17 protein-coding genes are annotated in these 16,457 nt (G+C 65.7%); 15 read left to right on the top strand and 2 right to left on the bottom strand.

Going from position 1 to position 16,457, the window contains the following annotated elements:
* The coding region (locus tag AC1DPX_RS14290) for an aldehyde dehydrogenase family protein (protein WP_477237453.1) at nt 1-258 on the top strand (258 nt) is incomplete at its 5' end.
* Between the two features lie 11 nt (nt 259-269).
* A complete protein-coding gene (locus AC1DPX_RS14285) occupies nt 270-1,502 on the top strand; it encodes a pyridoxal phosphate-dependent aminotransferase (RefSeq protein WP_477237451.1) in 1,233 nt (410 codons plus the stop codon).
* 103 nt (nt 1,503-1,605) lie between these two features.
* Here AC1DPX_RS14285 and AC1DPX_RS14280 read toward each other — a convergent pair whose 3' ends face one another.
* Nucleotides 1,606-1,857 carry a hypothetical protein gene (locus AC1DPX_RS14280; RefSeq protein ID WP_477237449.1) on the bottom strand — a complete coding sequence of 84 codons (252 nt, stop codon included), beginning with the start codon at nt 1,855-1,857 and terminating at the stop codon, nt 1,606-1,608.
* Between the two features lie 282 nt (nt 1,858-2,139).
* Nucleotides 2,140-3,090, bottom strand: coding sequence for a LysR family transcriptional regulator (locus AC1DPX_RS14275; RefSeq protein ID WP_202358460.1), 951 nt, complete (start codon nt 3,088-3,090; stop codon nt 2,140-2,142).
* A 93-nt stretch (nt 3,091-3,183) separates the two neighbouring features.
* On the opposite strand from AC1DPX_RS14275, the gene AC1DPX_RS14270 reads away from it, so the two are divergent.
* From AC1DPX_RS14270 to AC1DPX_RS14210, 13 genes are all read left to right on the top strand, one after another.
* A complete protein-coding gene (locus tag AC1DPX_RS14270) occupies nt 3,184-4,089 on the top strand; it encodes a dioxygenase family protein (protein WP_477237447.1) in 906 nt (301 codons plus the stop codon).
* 3 nt (nt 4,090-4,092) lie between these two features.
* Nucleotides 4,093-5,052 (top strand): VOC family protein, encoded by a 960-nt coding sequence (locus tag AC1DPX_RS14265; protein WP_477237445.1) that lies wholly within the window; start codon nt 4,093-4,095, stop codon nt 5,050-5,052.
* A complete protein-coding gene (locus AC1DPX_RS14260; protein WP_477237443.1) occupies nt 5,049-5,708 on the top strand; it encodes an alpha/beta hydrolase in 660 nt (219 codons plus the stop codon). The genes AC1DPX_RS14265 and AC1DPX_RS14260 overlap by 4 nt, the downstream gene beginning before the upstream one ends.
* Nucleotides 5,705-6,769, top strand: coding sequence for a maleylacetate reductase (locus AC1DPX_RS14255; protein ID WP_477237441.1), 1,065 nt, complete (start codon nt 5,705-5,707; stop codon nt 6,767-6,769). Before AC1DPX_RS14260 ends, AC1DPX_RS14255 begins: the two co-directional genes overlap by 4 nt.
* A 26-nt stretch (nt 6,770-6,795) precedes the next feature.
* Complete coding sequence (locus tag AC1DPX_RS14250; RefSeq protein WP_477237439.1) at nt 6,796-8,070, top strand: ABC transporter substrate-binding protein; 1,275 nt, start codon at nt 6,796-6,798, stop codon at nt 8,068-8,070.
* Between the two features lie 59 nt (nt 8,071-8,129).
* Nucleotides 8,130-8,846, top strand: a complete 717-nt coding sequence (locus AC1DPX_RS14245; protein ID WP_477237437.1) for an ABC transporter ATP-binding protein — start codon at nt 8,130-8,132, stop codon at nt 8,844-8,846.
* The gene (locus AC1DPX_RS14240) at nt 8,843-9,550 is read left to right on the top strand and encodes an ABC transporter ATP-binding protein (protein WP_477237523.1); all 708 of its coding nucleotides are present in this window, start codon (nt 8,843-8,845) and stop codon (nt 9,548-9,550) included. Before AC1DPX_RS14245 ends, AC1DPX_RS14240 begins: the two co-directional genes overlap by 4 nt.
* A 58-nt stretch (nt 9,551-9,608) precedes the next feature.
* Nucleotides 9,609-10,472, top strand: a complete 864-nt coding sequence (locus AC1DPX_RS14235; RefSeq protein WP_477237435.1) for a branched-chain amino acid ABC transporter permease — start codon at nt 9,609-9,611, stop codon at nt 10,470-10,472.
* A 7-nt stretch (nt 10,473-10,479) separates the two neighbouring features.
* Nucleotides 10,480-11,529, top strand: a complete 1,050-nt coding sequence (locus tag AC1DPX_RS14230) for a branched-chain amino acid ABC transporter permease (RefSeq protein ID WP_477237433.1) — start codon at nt 10,480-10,482, stop codon at nt 11,527-11,529.
* Nucleotides 11,529-13,283 (top strand): FAD-dependent oxidoreductase, encoded by a 1,755-nt coding sequence (locus AC1DPX_RS14225; protein ID WP_477237431.1) that lies wholly within the window; start codon nt 11,529-11,531, stop codon nt 13,281-13,283. The genes AC1DPX_RS14230 and AC1DPX_RS14225 overlap by 1 nt, the downstream gene beginning before the upstream one ends.
* Nucleotides 13,284-13,293: 10 nt before the next feature.
* Nucleotides 13,294-14,181, top strand: coding sequence for an intradiol ring-cleavage dioxygenase (locus AC1DPX_RS14220; RefSeq protein ID WP_477237429.1), 888 nt, complete (start codon nt 13,294-13,296; stop codon nt 14,179-14,181).
* Between the two features lie 70 nt (nt 14,182-14,251).
* On the top strand, nt 14,252-15,070 hold the full coding sequence (locus AC1DPX_RS14215; protein WP_477237427.1) for an SDR family NAD(P)-dependent oxidoreductase: 819 nt from the start codon (nt 14,252-14,254) through the stop codon (nt 15,068-15,070).
* A gap of 70 nt (nt 15,071-15,140) precedes the next feature.
* Nucleotides 15,141-16,445 (top strand): ABC transporter substrate-binding protein, encoded by a 1,305-nt coding sequence (locus AC1DPX_RS14210; protein WP_202358472.1) that lies wholly within the window; start codon nt 15,141-15,143, stop codon nt 16,443-16,445.
* The last annotated feature ends 12 nt before the right edge of the window (nt 16,446-16,457 follow it).

The raw sequence follows: 16,457 nt of genomic DNA, 5'->3' as shown, positions 1-16,457 counted from the left end.
TCGTCGATCTTCACCCGCGACCTGCAGGAATCCGAGCGTTTCCTTGGTGTCGACGGTTCGGATTGCGGCATCGCCAACGTCAATATCGGCACGTCGGGCGCCGAGATCGGCGGCGCCTTCGGCGGCGAAAAGGAAACCGGCGGTGGCCGCGAGAGCGGCTCCGATGCGTGGAAGGCCTATATGCGCCGCGCCACCAACACGGTGAACTATTCCAAGGCGCTGCCGCTCGCCCAGGGCGTCTCCTTCGACATCGACTGAGGAACAGACCCATGACCATCAGCACAAGGATCGATGAGACAGGCTTCGTCCCGGCATCGCGCATATCGGCCATCGGGGTTTCGCAGATCCTGATGATTGGCGCCCGTGCCCAGGCGAAGAAACGCGCCGGCGCGCCGGTCATCATTCTAGGGGCAGGCGAACCGGATTTCGACACGCCCGACAATGTGAAGCACGCCGCTTGTCGCGCCATCGAGCGAGGTGACACGAAGTACACAGCACTTGATGGCACACCCGAACTCAAAGGGGCGATCCAGCAAAAATTCCAGCGCGAGAATGGCATCGACTATGCCGTCGACGAAATCACGGTGGCGACTGGCGCCAAGCAGATACTGTTCAATGCCATGATGGCGACGCTGGATGTGGCTGACGAGGTAATCATTCCGACGCCGGCATGGACGTCCTATCTGGACATCGTCGCTATCGCCGGAGGTAAATCGGTCTGCATTCCCTGCAGCGCTGAAGCCGGCTTCAGGCTGACGGCCGGCCAGTTGGAGGCAGCGATCACACCAAGAACGAAATGGCTGATCCTGAACTCACCGTCCAACCCGTCCGGTGCCGCCTATAGCGAAGCCGACTATCGGCCGCTGATCGAAGTCCTCCTGAGGCATCCGCATGTCCGCTTGCTGGTCGACGACATGTACGAGCACATCGTCTACGACGATTTCCGTTTCGTCACGCCGGTCGCGTTGGAGCCATGCCTGAAGGGGCGGACGCTCACGGTCAACGGCGTTTCGAAGGCCTACGACATGACCGGATGGCGCATCGGTTACGCTGGCGGATCGCGCGAGTTGATCAAGGCGATGGCGGTAGTGCAGAGCCAGTCCACGTCTTGCCCGTCGTCAGTCAGCCAGGCGGCGGCCGTCGAAGCGCTGTCTGGCCCGCAGGATTTTCTCAAGCCTCGAGCGGAAAGCTTTCAAAAGCGGCGCGACCTTGTCGTCTCGGGACTGAATGCTATTGACGGTATCGACTGCCGCCTGCCCGAAGGCGCCTTCTACGCCTTTGCCAGTTGCGCCGGCCTGATCGGCAAGCGGACACTTGCGGGCAAGCGGATCGATACCGACACCGATTTCTGCGACTATTTGCTCGAAGACGCTCATGTCGCGGTGGTGCCGGGTGCGGCGTTCGGCCTGTCGCCGTTCTTTCGTGTTTCCTACGCGACGGCCGAGTCCGAGTTGAACGAGGCCATTCAGCGCATGTTCAGCGCTTGTGCAAGACTTGTCTAGCTGGGCGCAGCCATAGAACCTTGTCGCCTGTCTAGTCGATGCTGAACGCACCGGCGCTAGGGCCCTCGGTCCAGCAAACACGGCTGGGTCGGCGTGGCCGGTTCTAATCCCTGTTTCGGGCACGTTTGGCCTGCGCCTCCAGACCGAGAATGAGGGTCTCGATCAGGAAGTTGTATCCGTCCTCGAGAGGGGCGGCATTGCCGCTCTTCCAGCGCATCAAGAACGACCGGTTGTACATTTGTGGCAGGTGTCGCGTGACCAGCGGAAACTGCGCTGGGTCAAGTGCGTCAAGACCCGCGTTGAAGGTTTCGACCCATTCCGAGCCATCGGTGGCGCCGTCCGCCGCCAATTCCATGGTGATGTAGCCTTCGAGGACCCCGACGACAGAATTGAATGCCTCGCGCCGTTTGAGCGTATGTGCGGGCCGAGCAGGGGCGCAGCCCTGGGGTGCTCGTGGACGCGCGCGCGAAACCGACGGAAGAGAAGCCGGATCGTGTCGCGCCAGTCGTCCGGCAGGTCCGAGGGCGTGGGCCGGCTGGCGTCCATGCATGCCGGACATGCTCCCGCAAGCGCCGCGTAAAGCGAGCTGTCAAGGACCAAAGGTGGGGCTTCGATCGCGGGCGCTGATCAGCGCCGGCTAACGGCCCCATACGACGGCGTTCTCGTGCCGCTTGATGATGTGCTTTAAGTTCTCGAAAGCTGTCGTGACGTGGCCCGCGAAGCGCTCCGCCGCGGGAGAGCGCGGCCCGCCAACCCGGCGCAGGATGCCGAGCGAGCGGCTGGGCTGGGGGATTTCATAGGGGAGCACCGTCACCCGGTTCTCCTTGCGCTGCGCGAAGACCACGGAAAACGGCAGGACGGCCAGTGCATCTGTTTCGGCGAGGAAGTTGATGACGCTCATCAGCGAGCCACCGGAATAGCGCACGTTCAGGTCCGACATGCCGATGCTCATCAGGATCATCTGCAGGTCCGACATCAACGGAGAGCCGGGCAGGGGCGCCACCCAGGGAAAACTGGTCAGGTCGTGCGCCCTGAGGCGGCGATTGCGCAGCAGCGGATGGTCCGGCCGGCAAGCCACGACATTGCGTCCGGGCAGGATCTCGGTGAATTCGAAGCCGGGTCCGAGGTCGAGCACGCCGATCGGCACGATCCCGAGATCTATCTGGTTGCTCTCCAGCGCCGCGACCATCTCGGGCAGGTTCATATAGCTCTGCTGGACGGTGACCTCGGGTTCGAGCTTCTGGAATTCCCCGATCATCCGGCTGATCATGGCATCCATGAAGAAAGGCACGCCGCCGACACGGACGACACCCTTGGTGCCTTTCATGAAGCCCTGCACCGCATCCGACGCCTTGCGCGAGGCCGTGATGATCGTGCGCCCTTGCGCCGCCAGCTGGAAGCCGAGCGGCGTCGGCTGCAGCGGCCGGCGGCCCTTGAGGAAGAGCGGCTCGCCGACCCGCGCCTCCAGCATGGCCAGCGAGCGGCTGACCGCAGGCTGGGTCAGGCCCAGCATGGCGGCTCCTTCCGACACGCCGCCGGCATCCAGCACCGCGGCGAGCTGCATCAAGTGGCGCTCGTTCAGCTTCATAGCAAAACGCTATACAAGGGCCATTACATCTCATCAAGCATCGTGTCGGGCCGTGTTATCCCGTTTGGCAAGGGGAAGGGAGGCCCCGGCGAAATGGACGGCCAGCACGACCCCCAGAGGGATGAATTCCCCAAGGCGATCTCGACGCAGGCCGAAGAGTTCGCGCGGCGTCTGGCGGCAATGGGGCAGTCCCGGCTGGCGGCGGCGGCACAGGCCGCGGTCGATGGTTTGCACGCGCTGATCGTGGAGTTGCGGCCCTCCGGCGAGGAGTTCCGGCTGGCGATCGATTTTCTGACCGAGGTCGGCCACTACGCCGATGCGCGGCGCCAGGAATGGGTGCTGTTCGCCGATGTGCTGGGCGTGTCCTCGCTGATCGAGGACCAGAACAGCCCGCGCCCCGCCGGGGCAACCCCCAACACGCTCACCGGACCTTTCTACCGGGCTGATGTGCCGGAAATGCCGCTCGGCGGGAACATCTCGCGCGACCATAAGGGCGAGCCGCTGGAGGTTACCGGGCGGATCGTGGCGCTCGACGGCGCGGGGATCGGCGATGCCATGGTCGAGATCTGGCAGGCCAATGCCGAGGGCCTCTACGAGAACCAGGAGCCGGACAGGCAACCGGAATTCAACCTGCGCGGACGCTTCCGTGCCGATCCGCAAGGGCGGTTCCGCTTCATGTCGGTGAAGCCGAAGGGCTACACGCTGCCGGCGGACGGCCCGGTCGGTCAATTGATGTCCGCGCTCGGTCTTGGCCTCGAACGGCCGGCCCACATCCATTTTCGCGTTTCGGCGCCAGGCTTCGAAACGCTGACGACCCACATCTTCGACCGGTCGGACCCCGCGATCGGCCGGGATGCCATTTTCGGGGTCAAACCCGAACTCATGGCCGAGTTCCGCGCGCTGCCGCCCCATGGAGGAAAGCGGAAGCACGCGCTCGACCTCAATCTCGTGCTCTGCCCGCAGCGGCGGGGCGAAACCGAAACCTCTGGGAGGAGATGAGCGATGGCGCGTATCAGCGGCTACCACCATCTGACGCTGTCGACCGACGGCGCTCAGGAAGATTTTGATTTCTATACCAAGGCGCTCGGCCTGCATTCGGTGAAGCGCACCGTCCTGTTCGACGGCGTCATCCCGGTCTATCACCTCTATTACGGCTCGCCCGACGGCGACGCCTCGACGATCATCACCACCTTCCCGTTCCGCAAGCCGGGCGTCTATGGCCGCCGCGGCACCAACCAGTCGCGCACCATCATGCAATCCATCCCCAAGGGGGCCGCGGATTTCTGGGTGGACCGGCTGAACGGGCGCGGCATCAAGGCCACCAAGGTCACACGCTTTGGCGCCGACCGCGTGGCTTTGGCGCATCCCTGCGGCATCTCGCATGAGCTGGTGGAAAGCGACAGCGATCCGCGCGCACCCATTACCAACGCAGCGCAAGGCATCGGCAAGGACCACGGCATCAAGGGCATCTACGGCGCCGTCGTGGCGGTGATGGATCGCACCGCGATGGACGACTTCCTGACCATCGCATTGCCGCTGGAGAAGGAGGCGGACAATCACGAGGGGCTCGTGTTCCGTGTGCCGGACGCGACCGGCGTCAATCAGCGGGTCGAGGTGCTCGTCGATCGCGACAGTGCGCAAGGCACCTGGACGCTGGCGGGCGGGACTATCCACCACCTCGCCCTCAACACCGGCGACGAAGAGAACCAGCTGAAGCTGCGCGCCCATATCGAAGGCCTCGGCTTCACCGATATCTCGGAGCAGAAGGATCGCAACTATTTCAAGTCCTGCTATGTCCGCTCGCCCGGCGGCGCGCTGTTCGAACTTGCCTGGACCACGCCGGAAGGCTGGGCCAAGGACGAACCCCCGGGCCAGATCGGCAAGACGCTTGTCTTCCCGCCGTGGTTCAAGGATCGCGAGAGCGAATTGCAGGCTGGTCTGGAACAGGCGGATTTCGCGTGAGTTCAGGCAGCGGTCCACTCCGGCTCGGGCCAAAGGGCGCGCAAGCGAAGGCGATTTGCGTCTTCGTCCACGGCCGCGGCCAATCGCCGGAGGAGATGCAGTCGCACGTGCTGTCGCGGCTTTCCGCGCCGGCCGTGGCATTCATCCTGCCGCGCGCGCCGCTCGGCGTGTGGTGGGAAGCGCGCGCCGTCGACCCGCTGACGCCCGTCGCCCGCGCGCACCTTTCCGACGCGCTCGACCATTTGGCGGCCGCCGTGGTGGCGGCGCGGGCGGAATTGCCCGGACTGCCGCTGCTTCTGGCGGGCTTCTCGCAAGGGGCATGTCTGTCGATCGAATATCTCTGCGCCGGGCTGCCGCCGCCCGACGCGCTCGCGGCCTTCACGGGCTGCCGCGTCGGTGTTCCGACGGACGGGCGCTCCGAAGCCGTGCCGGCCGGCGTGCCGGTCTATCTTTCGGGCAGCGATTCCGATCCCTGGATTCCGGTCTCGGCCTTCGCCGATACGGCGCAGTCGCTGGGCCGCGGTGGCGCGAGCCTGCGGGCCGATCTGTTCCCTGGCCGCAGCCATGAGGTTTCGGACGCCGAGATTGCAATGCTGGGCACCATCATTGCCGACCTCGAGGCCGGCCGGGGTGCGCGCATGGGGGCGGCGCGATGATGGACAGTTTCACCTTTCCCGGGCTGACGACGCGGGTGATCTTCGGCGCCGGCACGATGGGCCGCGCCGAGGAGGAGGTGCGGCGGCTCGGCCATGACAAGGCGCTGGTCCTGTCGACGCCACATCAGAAGGCCGATGCGGACAAGCTGGCCGACAGCCTTGGCGGCCTCGCCGCCGGGGTCTTTGCCGGCGCTGTCATGCATACACCCGTCGAGGTTACCGAAAAGGCCGTCGAGGCCTTCCGCGCCAGCGGCGCCACGGCGGTCGTCAGCCTCGGCGGCGGCTCGACCACTGGGCTGGGCAAAGCCATCGCCGTGCGCACCGGCGCCGATCAGGTGGTGATCCCGACCACCTATGCCGGCTCGGAAATGACCGACATCCTGGGCGAGACGGCGGCCGGCGAGAAGACCACCCGCCGCTCGCCGGACATCCGTCCCGAGACGGTGATCTACGACGTCGACCTGACACTGAGCCTGCCGATCGGTCTCACCGTCACGTCGGCGATGAATGCGATCGCCCACGCCATGGAGGCCTTCTACGCCCCCGACCGCAACCCGGTGATCGTGCTGATGTGCAGGGACGCCATGGCTGCGTTCCGGGACGGCATTCCGCAGCTGATCGACGATCCGCAGGACCGCGCCGCGCGGACGAAGGCGCTCTATGCGGCCTGGTGCTGCTCGACCGCGCTCGGCTATGTCTCGATGGCGCTGCATCACAAGCTGGCGCATGTGTTCGGCGGCTCGTTCGACACGCCGCATGCCGAGACCCACGCCATCCTGCTGCCCTACACGACCGCCTTCAACGAAGTGGCGGTGCCCGATCTGCTGCGGCCGATGGCCGAAGCCTTCGGCGGCGGCTCGGCGGGCGGCGGGCTCTGGGATTTCGCGCGCTCCGTCGGCTCTCCGCTGAGCCTGAAGGAGATCGGCATCAAGGAGGCCGATCTCGACCGCGCGGCGGCGATCGCGGTGAAGAACGCCTATGCGAATCCGCGGCCGATCGACTTGGGATCGACAAGGGAACTCCTCCAGGCGGCGTTTGAGGGACGCCGTCCAGGGAGCTGAAAAGAGGCAAGAGGGAGGAAGAGCAGATGATTACAAGACGGAGCTTACTGAAAGCGTCGGCGGCGACAGGTCTTGCGCTTGCCGGTTCCCGGCTGGCGACGCCGGCGCTCGCGCAAGGCGCCAAGATTCGCCTGGGCTATGTTTCGCCGCAGACGGGGCCGCTCGCCGGCTTCGCCGAAAGCGATGACTACAACATCAAGGCCTTCCTCGCGTCCGAGGCGGGCAAGAATTTCGAGGTCATCGTCAAGGACAGCCAGTCCAACCCCAATCGCGCGGCGGAAGTGGCGAAGAGCCTGATCGTCGACGACGAGATCAACCTGATGCTGGTCGGCTCGACGCCCGAAAACACCAACCCTGTCGCCACCACCTGCGAGGCGGAGGGCGTGCCGGTCATCTCGACCATGGCGCCGTGGCAACCCTGGTTCATCGGCCAACAGGGCAATCCCGCCGATCCGTCGTCATGGAAGCCTTTCAAGTTCGCCTATCATTACTTCTGGGGTCTTGAAGACATCATCGCCGTCTACACCGGCATGTGGAAGCAGCTTTCCACCAACGGCAAGGTGGGCGGACTGTTCCCCAACGATGCCGACGGCAATGCCTGGGGCGATCCGAAGAACGGGCTGAAGCCCGGCCTCGATGCCGCCGGCTTCAGCCTCAGCGATCCCGGCCGCTACCAGAACCTCTCGGACGATTTCACCGCGCAGGTCAACGCCTTCAAGGCGGCCGATGCCGAGATCGTCACCGGCGTGGTCATCCCGCCCGACTTCACCACCTTCTGGAACCAGGCCCGCCAGCAAGGCTTCAAGCCCAAGGCGGCGACGGTGGCCAAGGCCATCCTCTTCCCGCAATCGGTCGAGACGCTCGGCGATGCCGGCCACAACCTTTCGTCCGAGGTCTGGTGGTCGGCCTCGCATCCGTTCAAATCGTCGGTGACGGGCCAGAGTTCGGCGGACCTGGCGGCGGATTTCACCGCCAAGACCGGGCGTCCGTGGACCCAGCCGATCGGCTTCGTCCATTCGCTGTTCGAGGTGGCGGCCAATGTCATGGGCCGCGTCTCGGATCCCGGGAATGCCGAGGCGATCGCGGCGGCAATAGCGGCCACCGACATGACGACCGTGGTCGGCAAGGTGGCCTGGAGCGGTGCGGGGCTGCCGCCTTTCGCGGCGAAGAACGTCTGCAAGACGCCGCTCGTCGGGGGCCAGTGGCGCAAAAAGGCCGGCGGCGGCTTCGATCTGGTGATCGTCGAAAACGCCACCGCGTCCGAGATTCCCACCGCCGGCAAGATGGAAGCCCTGGCCTGACGCCGCCGGGGGCGGCGTATGCCGCCGCCCTCGTTCGGCGCGACCCGAGGATGACAGTGATGATACTCAGGCTGGAAAACGTCTCGAAGTCCTTCGGGGCCCTGAAGGTTACCGACGGCGTCAGCGTCGCGGTGCCGCGCGGCGAGGCGTTGGGCATCATCGGTCCGAACGGGGCTGGGAAGTCGACGCTCTTCAACCTGATCACCGGCAATCTGCTCGCCAATGAGGGCCGCATCGAATTCCTCGGCCGCGACGTGACCCGCGCCCCGGCCATGGATCGGGTGCGCATGGGGGTCGGCCGCAGCTTCCAGATCCCGCAGCCCTTCGACGGGCTGAGCGTGTTCGAGAACCTCTTGACCGCCGCCGCTTTCGGCCGGGGCGGCCGCGAAGCCGAGATGGTCGACGATTGCGCTGGGATCCTCGAAGAGACCGAACTTCTCAGGAAAGCCAATGTGCTGGCCGGATCGCTGAGCCTTCTCGACCGCAAGCGCCTGGAACTCGCCCGCGCCCTGGCGACGGGACCCGAGCTGCTGCTTCTGGACGAGATCGCGGGCGGGCTGACCGAGGGCGAATGCAAGGCACTTGTCGCGACGATCAAGGCCATTCACGCCAGGGGCACCACGATCATCTGGATCGAGCATGTGCTGCACGCGCTGAGATCGGTGGTCGAACGGCTTCTCGTGCTGGATTTCGGGCGCGTGATCGCAATCGGTGAGCCGGATCAGATCATGGCCTCGAAAGAGGTTCGCGAAATCTATCTGGGGCTCGAGGTCTGATGCTGCTGGAGACGCGCGCCCTCACTGCGAATTACGGCCAGTTCCGGGCGCTGTTCGGCGTGGATATCACCGTCGCCGCGGGCGAATGCGTGGCGATCATCGGCGCCAACGGCGCCGGAAAATCCACGCTGATGCGCTCGATCACAGGCGTGATCCGCAACGAGCCCGGCATGGTGCTGCACAAGGGCGAGCCCATCGGCGCGCTGTCCTCTGCCGAAATCATGAAGCGCGGCATCGCCATGGTGCCGGAAGGGCGCCGGCTCTTTGCCTCGCTAAGCGTCGAGGAGAACCTGCTGATCGGTGGCCAGGCGCGCAAGGCGCCGGGGCCATGGAGCCTGGAGGCGGTCTACGAGCTCTTCCCGATCCTGCGCGAGCGGCGCAAGAATCCCGGCACGGCGCTTTCGGGCGGCCAGCAGCAGATGGTCGCGATCGGCCGCGCGCTGATGTCCAATCCCGAATTGCTGCTCTGCGACGAGATCAGCCTCGGCCTCGCGCCCGTCGTCATCCGCGACATATACGCAGCCCTTCCCAAGGTCCGCCAAGGCGGCGCCGCGATCGTGCTGGTGGAGCAGGATATCGGCAAGGCGCTGGCCGTGGCCGACCGTGTCTACTGCATGATGGAGGGCCGGGTGACGTTGGTCGCCAAGGCGGCCGAGGTCTCGCGCGACGAAATCCATTCCGCCTATTTCGGAGTGGCGGCATGACGAGGCAACCCCGCATGCCTGCGCAATTTTCCCGCCGCCCGATGACGGGGGCGCGGCGATGATCTGGCTGGACACCCTCGTGCAGGGGATTCTGCTGGGCGGGCTCTATGCCCTGTTCGCGGCGGGGCTGAGCCTCGTCTTCGGCATCATGCGGCTGGTGAACCTTGCCCATGGCGACCTTATCGTCTTTGCCGCCTATCTGGTGCTGATGGGCGTCACGCTGCTCGGCCTGTCGCCCTGGATCGCAGCCCTGATCGCCATGCCGGCGATGTTCGCGGTTGGCTGGCTGCTGCAGGCCGCCGTGCTGAACCGGGTGCTGGGCAAGGATATCCTGCCGCCGCTTCTCGTCACCTTCGGCCTGTCGGTTGCCCTGCAGAATGGGCTGCTCGAGGCCTTTTCCGCCGACAGCCGGCGCATTCCGGCCGGCGCGTTGGAGGGGGCGTCGCTCGATCTCGGGCTGGTCACGGTGGGGGTGATGCCGCTGATGACCTTCGCGTCCGCGATCCTCGCCATCATGGCCCTGAACGGGCTCTTCTATCACACAGCGCTCGGCCGTGCCTTCCGCGCCACTTCGGACGACGCCGTGACGGCGGGCCTGATGGGGATCGAGCCGAAGCGGGTGTTCGCCGTCGCCACCGGGATCGCGATGGTCGTGGTGACGCTGGCGGCGCTCTATCTCGGCATGCGGGCGAATTTCGATCCCTCGATCGGGCCGGCGCGGCTGATCTATGCCTTCGAGGCGGTGATCATCGGCGGCCTCGGCAGCCTGTGGGGAACGCTTGCCGGCGGGATCATCATCGGCGTGGCCCAGACGGCCGGCGCGGCGGTGAACCCGGAATGGCAGATCCTGGCGGGCCACATCGCCTTTCTGGCAGTGATGCTGCTCAAGCCGCGGGGCCTGTTCCCGCGGGCAGTGGATTGAGGGCGGCATGTATCGGCTGACAACCCGCACCCGCGCCGGAACTGCCACGGAGATCGCCGTGCTGGTTCTCGTCGTGGCCGCGCTCGCCTTGCCCGCCGTGACCTCGCGCGGCGTCATACAGGACCTGTTCTTCATTCTCACCATGCTGACGCTGGCGCAGATCTGGAACCTGCTGGCGGGCTATGGCGGTCTCGTCTCGGTGGGCCAGCAGGCCTTCGTCGGCATCGGCGCCTATGCGATGTTCGCCGGCGTGATCCTGCTGGGCTGGAACCCGGTTGCCGCGATCCTGCTGGGTGGCCTCGCGGCGCTGGCGCTGGCCGTTCCCACGGCCTTCTTCGCCTTCCGGCTGCAGGGCGCCTATTTCGCCATCGGCACCTGGGTGATCGCCGAGGTGACGCGGCTCTTGATCGCGCAATGGAAGGCGCTCGGCGGCGGCACCGGCACCTCGCTGCCGCGCGAGGCGACCAGCAACATCATGGGCACGGATGCGATCCGGGCGCTATTCGGCGTGCGCGAGGCGGCGGCGCGCGACATTCTCGCCTATTGGCTGGCGCTGGCGCTGGTCGTGGTCGTCACCGGCTGCATCTACTGGCTGCTGCGCAGCCGCCTCGGGCTGGCGCTGGCGGCCGTGCGCGACAATGTCGATGCGGCCCAATCGGTCGGCGTCGATGTCGTGCGGCTCAAATGGGCGGTGTTTCTGATCGTCGCGGCCGCCACCGGACTGACCGGCGCGCTGATCTTCGTGCAGACGGCCCGCATCTCGCCGGAAGCGGCCTTCGCCGTCACCGACTGGACGGCCTACGTCATCTTCATCGTCGTCATCGGCGGCATCGGCACCATCGAGGGACCCATCGTCGGGGTGCTGGTCTTCTTTGCGCTGCGTTCGGCGCTGGCCGACTACGGCAGCTGGTACCTGATGACACTCGGCCTCGCCGCAATCGCGGTGATGCTGTTCGCACCGAAGGGGCTGTGGGGGCTGATTTCGGCCCGCACCGGCCTGCACCTGTTTCCGGTCCGCCGCAGGCTGGCCGGTCCGAAGATCGAGGGAGGAATTTGATGGCGGATATAGAAACCGACGTGCTGATCGTGGGCACGGGCCCGGCCGGCTCGGCCACGGCGGCACTTCTCGCCAGCTCCGGCGTGGCCAACATGGTCGTGAACCGCTACCGCTGGCTGTCGAACACGCCGCGCGCCCACATCACCAACCAGCGCACCATGGAGGTGCTGCGCGACCTCGGGCCGGAGGTCGAGGCCGAGGCCGTGATGCACGCCTCGCCGCAGGAACTGATGGGCGAGAACGTGTTTTGCGAAAGCCTGGCCGGCGAAGAGCTCGGCCGCATGAAAAGCTGGGGCACGGACCCGCTCTCCAAGGCCGAACATCTCCAGTCGTCGCCGTCCTTCATGAACGATCTGCCCCAGACCTTCATGGAGCCGATCCTGTTCAAGACGGCGTGCGCGCGCGGCACGCAGGCGCGCATGAGCACGGAATATGTCAGCCATGTCCAGGATGCGGACGGCGTCACCACGACCTGCCGCGACCGGCTGTCGGGCAAGGACTTCACCGTGCGGTCGAAATTTCTCGTCGGCGCCGATGGCGGCAACTCGCTGGTGGCCGAGCATCTTGGCCTGCCGTTCGAGGGCAAGATGGGCGTCGGCGGGTCGATGAACATCCTGTTCCGGGCCGATCTTTCGAAATACGTCGCTCACCGGCCGAGCGTCCTCTACTGGGTCATGCAGCCCGGTGCCGATGTCGGCGGCATCGGCATGGGTCTCGTTCGCATGGTGCGGCCGTGGAACGAGTGGCTCATCGTCTGGGGCTACGACATCAACCAGCCGCCGCCCGATGTGACGCCGGAACTGGCCACCGGCGTCGCCCGCCAGCTGGTCGGGGATCCCGAGCTCGAGATCGAGCTCCTGGGCGCCAACACCTGGACCGTCAACAACTGCTTCGCCACGCACATGCAGAAGGGGCGGGTGTTCATCATGGGTGACGCCGCGCACCGGCATCCGCCCTCGAACGGGCTCGGCTCCAACACGTCGATCCAGGACGGGTTCAACCTCGCCTGGAAACTCGCCAAGGTCGTCAAGGGGCAGGCGGGTATCGGGCTTCTGGACAGCTACTCGGCCGAGCGTGCGCCGATCGCGCGCCAGATCGTGACGCGCGCCAACCAGTCGATCGCCGAATTCGGCCCGATCTTCGAGGCGCTCGGCATGGATGGCGGCGTGGATCACGACAAGATCCAGAGGAACATGGAGGCCCGCGCCGACGCCACCCCGGCGGCCGAAGCGCAGCGCGAGGCGCTGCGCAAGGCCATCGCCTTCAAGAAGTACGAGTTCGACGCCCATGGCGTCGAGATGAACCAGCGCTATGCGTCGGGCGCCGTGGTGACCGACGGCCAGCGCGAGCCGGCTTTCGAGAAGGATCGCGAGCTGCACTACGCGCCCACGACCTGGCCCGGCGCGCGCCTTCCGCATGTCTGGGTCTTCGAGCGCTCGGGCCGGAAGGTGTCGACGCTCGACCTTTGCGGACATGGCGAGTTCACGCTGTTGACCGGCATCGGCGGCGAGGCGTGGGTCGCCGCTGCCGAGGCGGTGGGCGCCGAGCTCGGCCTGCCGATCCGCAGCCATGTGATCGGCCCGCGCCGCGCGATCGAGGACCACACCGGCGACTGGGCGCGCGCGCGCGAAATCCGCGACGCGGGCTGCCTGACCGTGCGTCCCGACCACCACATTGCCTGGCGTTCCGAAACTCTGGCGGCCGATCCTGCGGCCGAACTGCGCCGGGTCTTCAAATCCGTTCTGGCGCGCTGAGGAGGATCCCATGATCGACGAACACGAACACGGCTATTTCACCGAAGCGAACTCGGCCGAAGTCGTCGTGGCGCGCAACAAGTACGCCAAGGACCAGCGGCTTGCTCAGGTCATGGAGGTCATCACCCGCAAGCTGCACGAGGCGGTTAAGGAGATCGAGCCGACGCAAGAGGAATGGTTCGACGCGATCATGTTCCTGACGCGGACGGGCCAGATCTGCAACGAGTGGCGGCAGGAATACATCCTTTTGTCTGACGTCCTCGGCGTCTCGATGCTGGTCGATGCGATCAACAACCGCAAGCCGTCGGGGGCTTCGGAATCCACCGTGCTGGGGCCATTCCACGTCGCCGACGCGCCCGAACTGCCGATGGGTTCGAACATCTGCCTCGACCAGAAGGGAGAGCCGATGTTCGTGCACGGCCGCATCCTCGACACCGAGGGCAACCCGATCGCGGGCGCCAAGATCGATGTCTGGCAGGCCAATGACGAAGGCTTCTACGACGTGCAGCAGAAGGGCATCCAGCCCGACTTCAACCTGCGCGGCGTCTTCCGCACCGGCTCGGACGGACGCTACTGGTTCCGCGGCGCAAAGCCCAAATACTACCCGATCCCGGATGACGGGCCTGTCGGCAAGCTGCTCGGTGCGCTGGGACGCCACCCCTATCGCCCGGCGCATCTCCACTACATCGTCGAGGCCGAGGGCTTCGACGCGCTGACCACCCACATCTTCGATCCGGACGACCCGTACATCGATACGGACGCCGTCTTCGGGGTGAAGCAGAGCCTGCTCGCTGAATTCCGCAAGGTCGAGGACGCCAGGGCCGCCGCCAAGGCCGAGGTTGTGGCTCCGTTCTACGACGTCGAGTTCGATTTCGTGCTTTCGCGGAAGAAGAAGTGAACCGCCGCGCCGCGGGCGCCGAGAAGGCGGCCCGCACGCAGGCCGGTATCGTGCAAATGGGAGGAAACTGATGGCCGCACTTGAGAAGATGTTCGATGTCAGAGGCAAGTCGGTGATCGTCACCGGCGGCGCCAGCGGCATCGGCCAGGCCTATGCCGAGATCATGGCCGAGCATGGGGCGAAGGTCTGCATCTTCGACCTGAACCCGGCCGGGCTGGAGAAGACCGTCGCCGCGATCAAGGCATCGGGCGGCGAGGTCTGGGGCCAGGTCGTCAATGTCGGCGACCGCGCGGCGATGGCTGAAGCCTTCGACAAGGTGGCCGAGACGGCGGGTTCCATTGATGTCGTGTTCGCCAATGCCGGGATCGACGCCGGACCGGGATTCAACACCCCGACCGGCGAAAGGAACCCGGAGGGCGCCATCGAGAACCTGCCCGACGAGCATTGGGACAAGGTGATCGAGATCAATTTGACTTCGGTCTACACCACCATCAAGCACGCCGTGCGGCACATGAAGCCGAATGGCGGTGGCCAGATCATCGTCACGTCGTCAATCGCCTCGCTGATCAACGAGAGCATCGTGGGCACGCCCTATATGCCCGCCAAGGCCGCGGTGAACCATCTCGTGCGCCACATGGCGATGGAACTCGGCGCCTACAACATCCGCATCAACGCCATCCTGCCCGGGCCGTTCATCACCAACATCGCCGGCGGCAGGCTGCGCAACCCGGCGGACCGCAAGGCCTTCGAAGCCCAGTCGCTCGTCGGCCGGATCGGCGATCCGGAGGAGATCAAGGGCCTTGCGCTTTATCTGGCATCGCCCGCCGCGTCCTACGTGACAGGCTCGCTGATCGTCATCGATGGCGGCTCGCTGCTGCGCATGACCTGACCAAGCTTCAACTGACGCGGGTTCGTCGAGGGGACGGGCCGGCAAGTCTTAACCAAGGGAGGAAACGACGATGACCTACTACAACAAACTCGTGAAATCGGGCTTGCCCAGCCGCCGGACGGTGCTGAAGGGGCTTGGAGCCGGCGTTGCCGCCAGCGCGCTCGGCATGCCGGCCTATGTCCGCGCCGCGACGGCGGGCAAGATCAAGCTTGGCTATCTCAGCCCCACCACCGGTCCGCTCGCCCTTTTCGGCGAGACCGACGGTTACACTTTGCAGAAGATCCGCGCCTTGCTCGGCGGCCAGCTGCAATGCGCCAACGGCAACACCTACGAGATCGAGATCCTCGATCGTGACAGCCAGTCCAATCCGAACAAAGCATCGGAAATCGCCGGCAACCTCATCCTCAACGACGAGGTGCACCTACTCGTGCCGGCCTCGACCACCGACACGATCCTGCCCGCGGCCGAACAGTCCGAACTCTACGAGACGCCGTGCATCTCCTCCGGCGCGCCCTGGCAGGCGGTGATCATGCCGCGCGGCGGCGGCAAGCAGACCTTCGACTGGACCTACCATTTCTTCTGGGGCCTCGACGAGGCGCTGAACACCTTCGTCGGGCTCTGGAACCATCTGGAGACCAACAAGAAGGTCGGGATGCTGTTTCCCCAGAACATCGACGGCGAGACCTGGGGCAACGACGAATACGGCCTGCCGGCGCCGACCCGTAAGGCCGGCTACGAGGTCGTCGTGCCCGGCTATTTCCAGCCGCGCACCAATGACTTCTCCGCCCAGATCTCCGAGTTCAAGAAGCAGGGCTGCGACATCATCGGCGGCATCACCTATCCGGACGATCTCAAGACCTTCGTCACCCAGTGCAACCAGCAGGGCTTCAAGCCGAAGGCCGTCACGGTGGCGGCGGCGCTCTTGTTCCCAAGCGGCGTCGAGGCGATGGGTCCGCTCGGCAACGGCATGTCCTCGGAGGTCTGGTGGACGCCGGCCTTCCCGTTCAAGTCGTCGCTGACCGGGCAGGTCAGCCGCGACATCGCCGACCAGTGGGAAGCCGATTCGAAGCGGCAGTGGACGCAGCCGCTGGGCTATTCGCATGCCTTGCTCGAGGTCGCGCTCGACATATTGAAGCGCTCCTCCAATCCGCTCGACCGGACGGCCAACCGCGACGCGCTGGTCGCCACCGATCTGCAGACGCTTGTCGGCCACATCAAGTTCGACGGTTCGCCGCACAAGAACATCTGCAAGACGCCGATCTTCGGCGGCCAGTGGGTGAAGGGCGAGAAATGGCCCTACGACCTGAAGATCGTCGACAACACGGTCAATCAGCTCTTCGCACCGCAACAGGCGATCCAGCCGATCGCGTGGTGACATGAGCAGGGA

The organism is Mesorhizobium sp. 01N446 (assembly GCF_056399285.1).
This window is presented reverse-complemented; position numbering and strand designations above follow the sequence as displayed.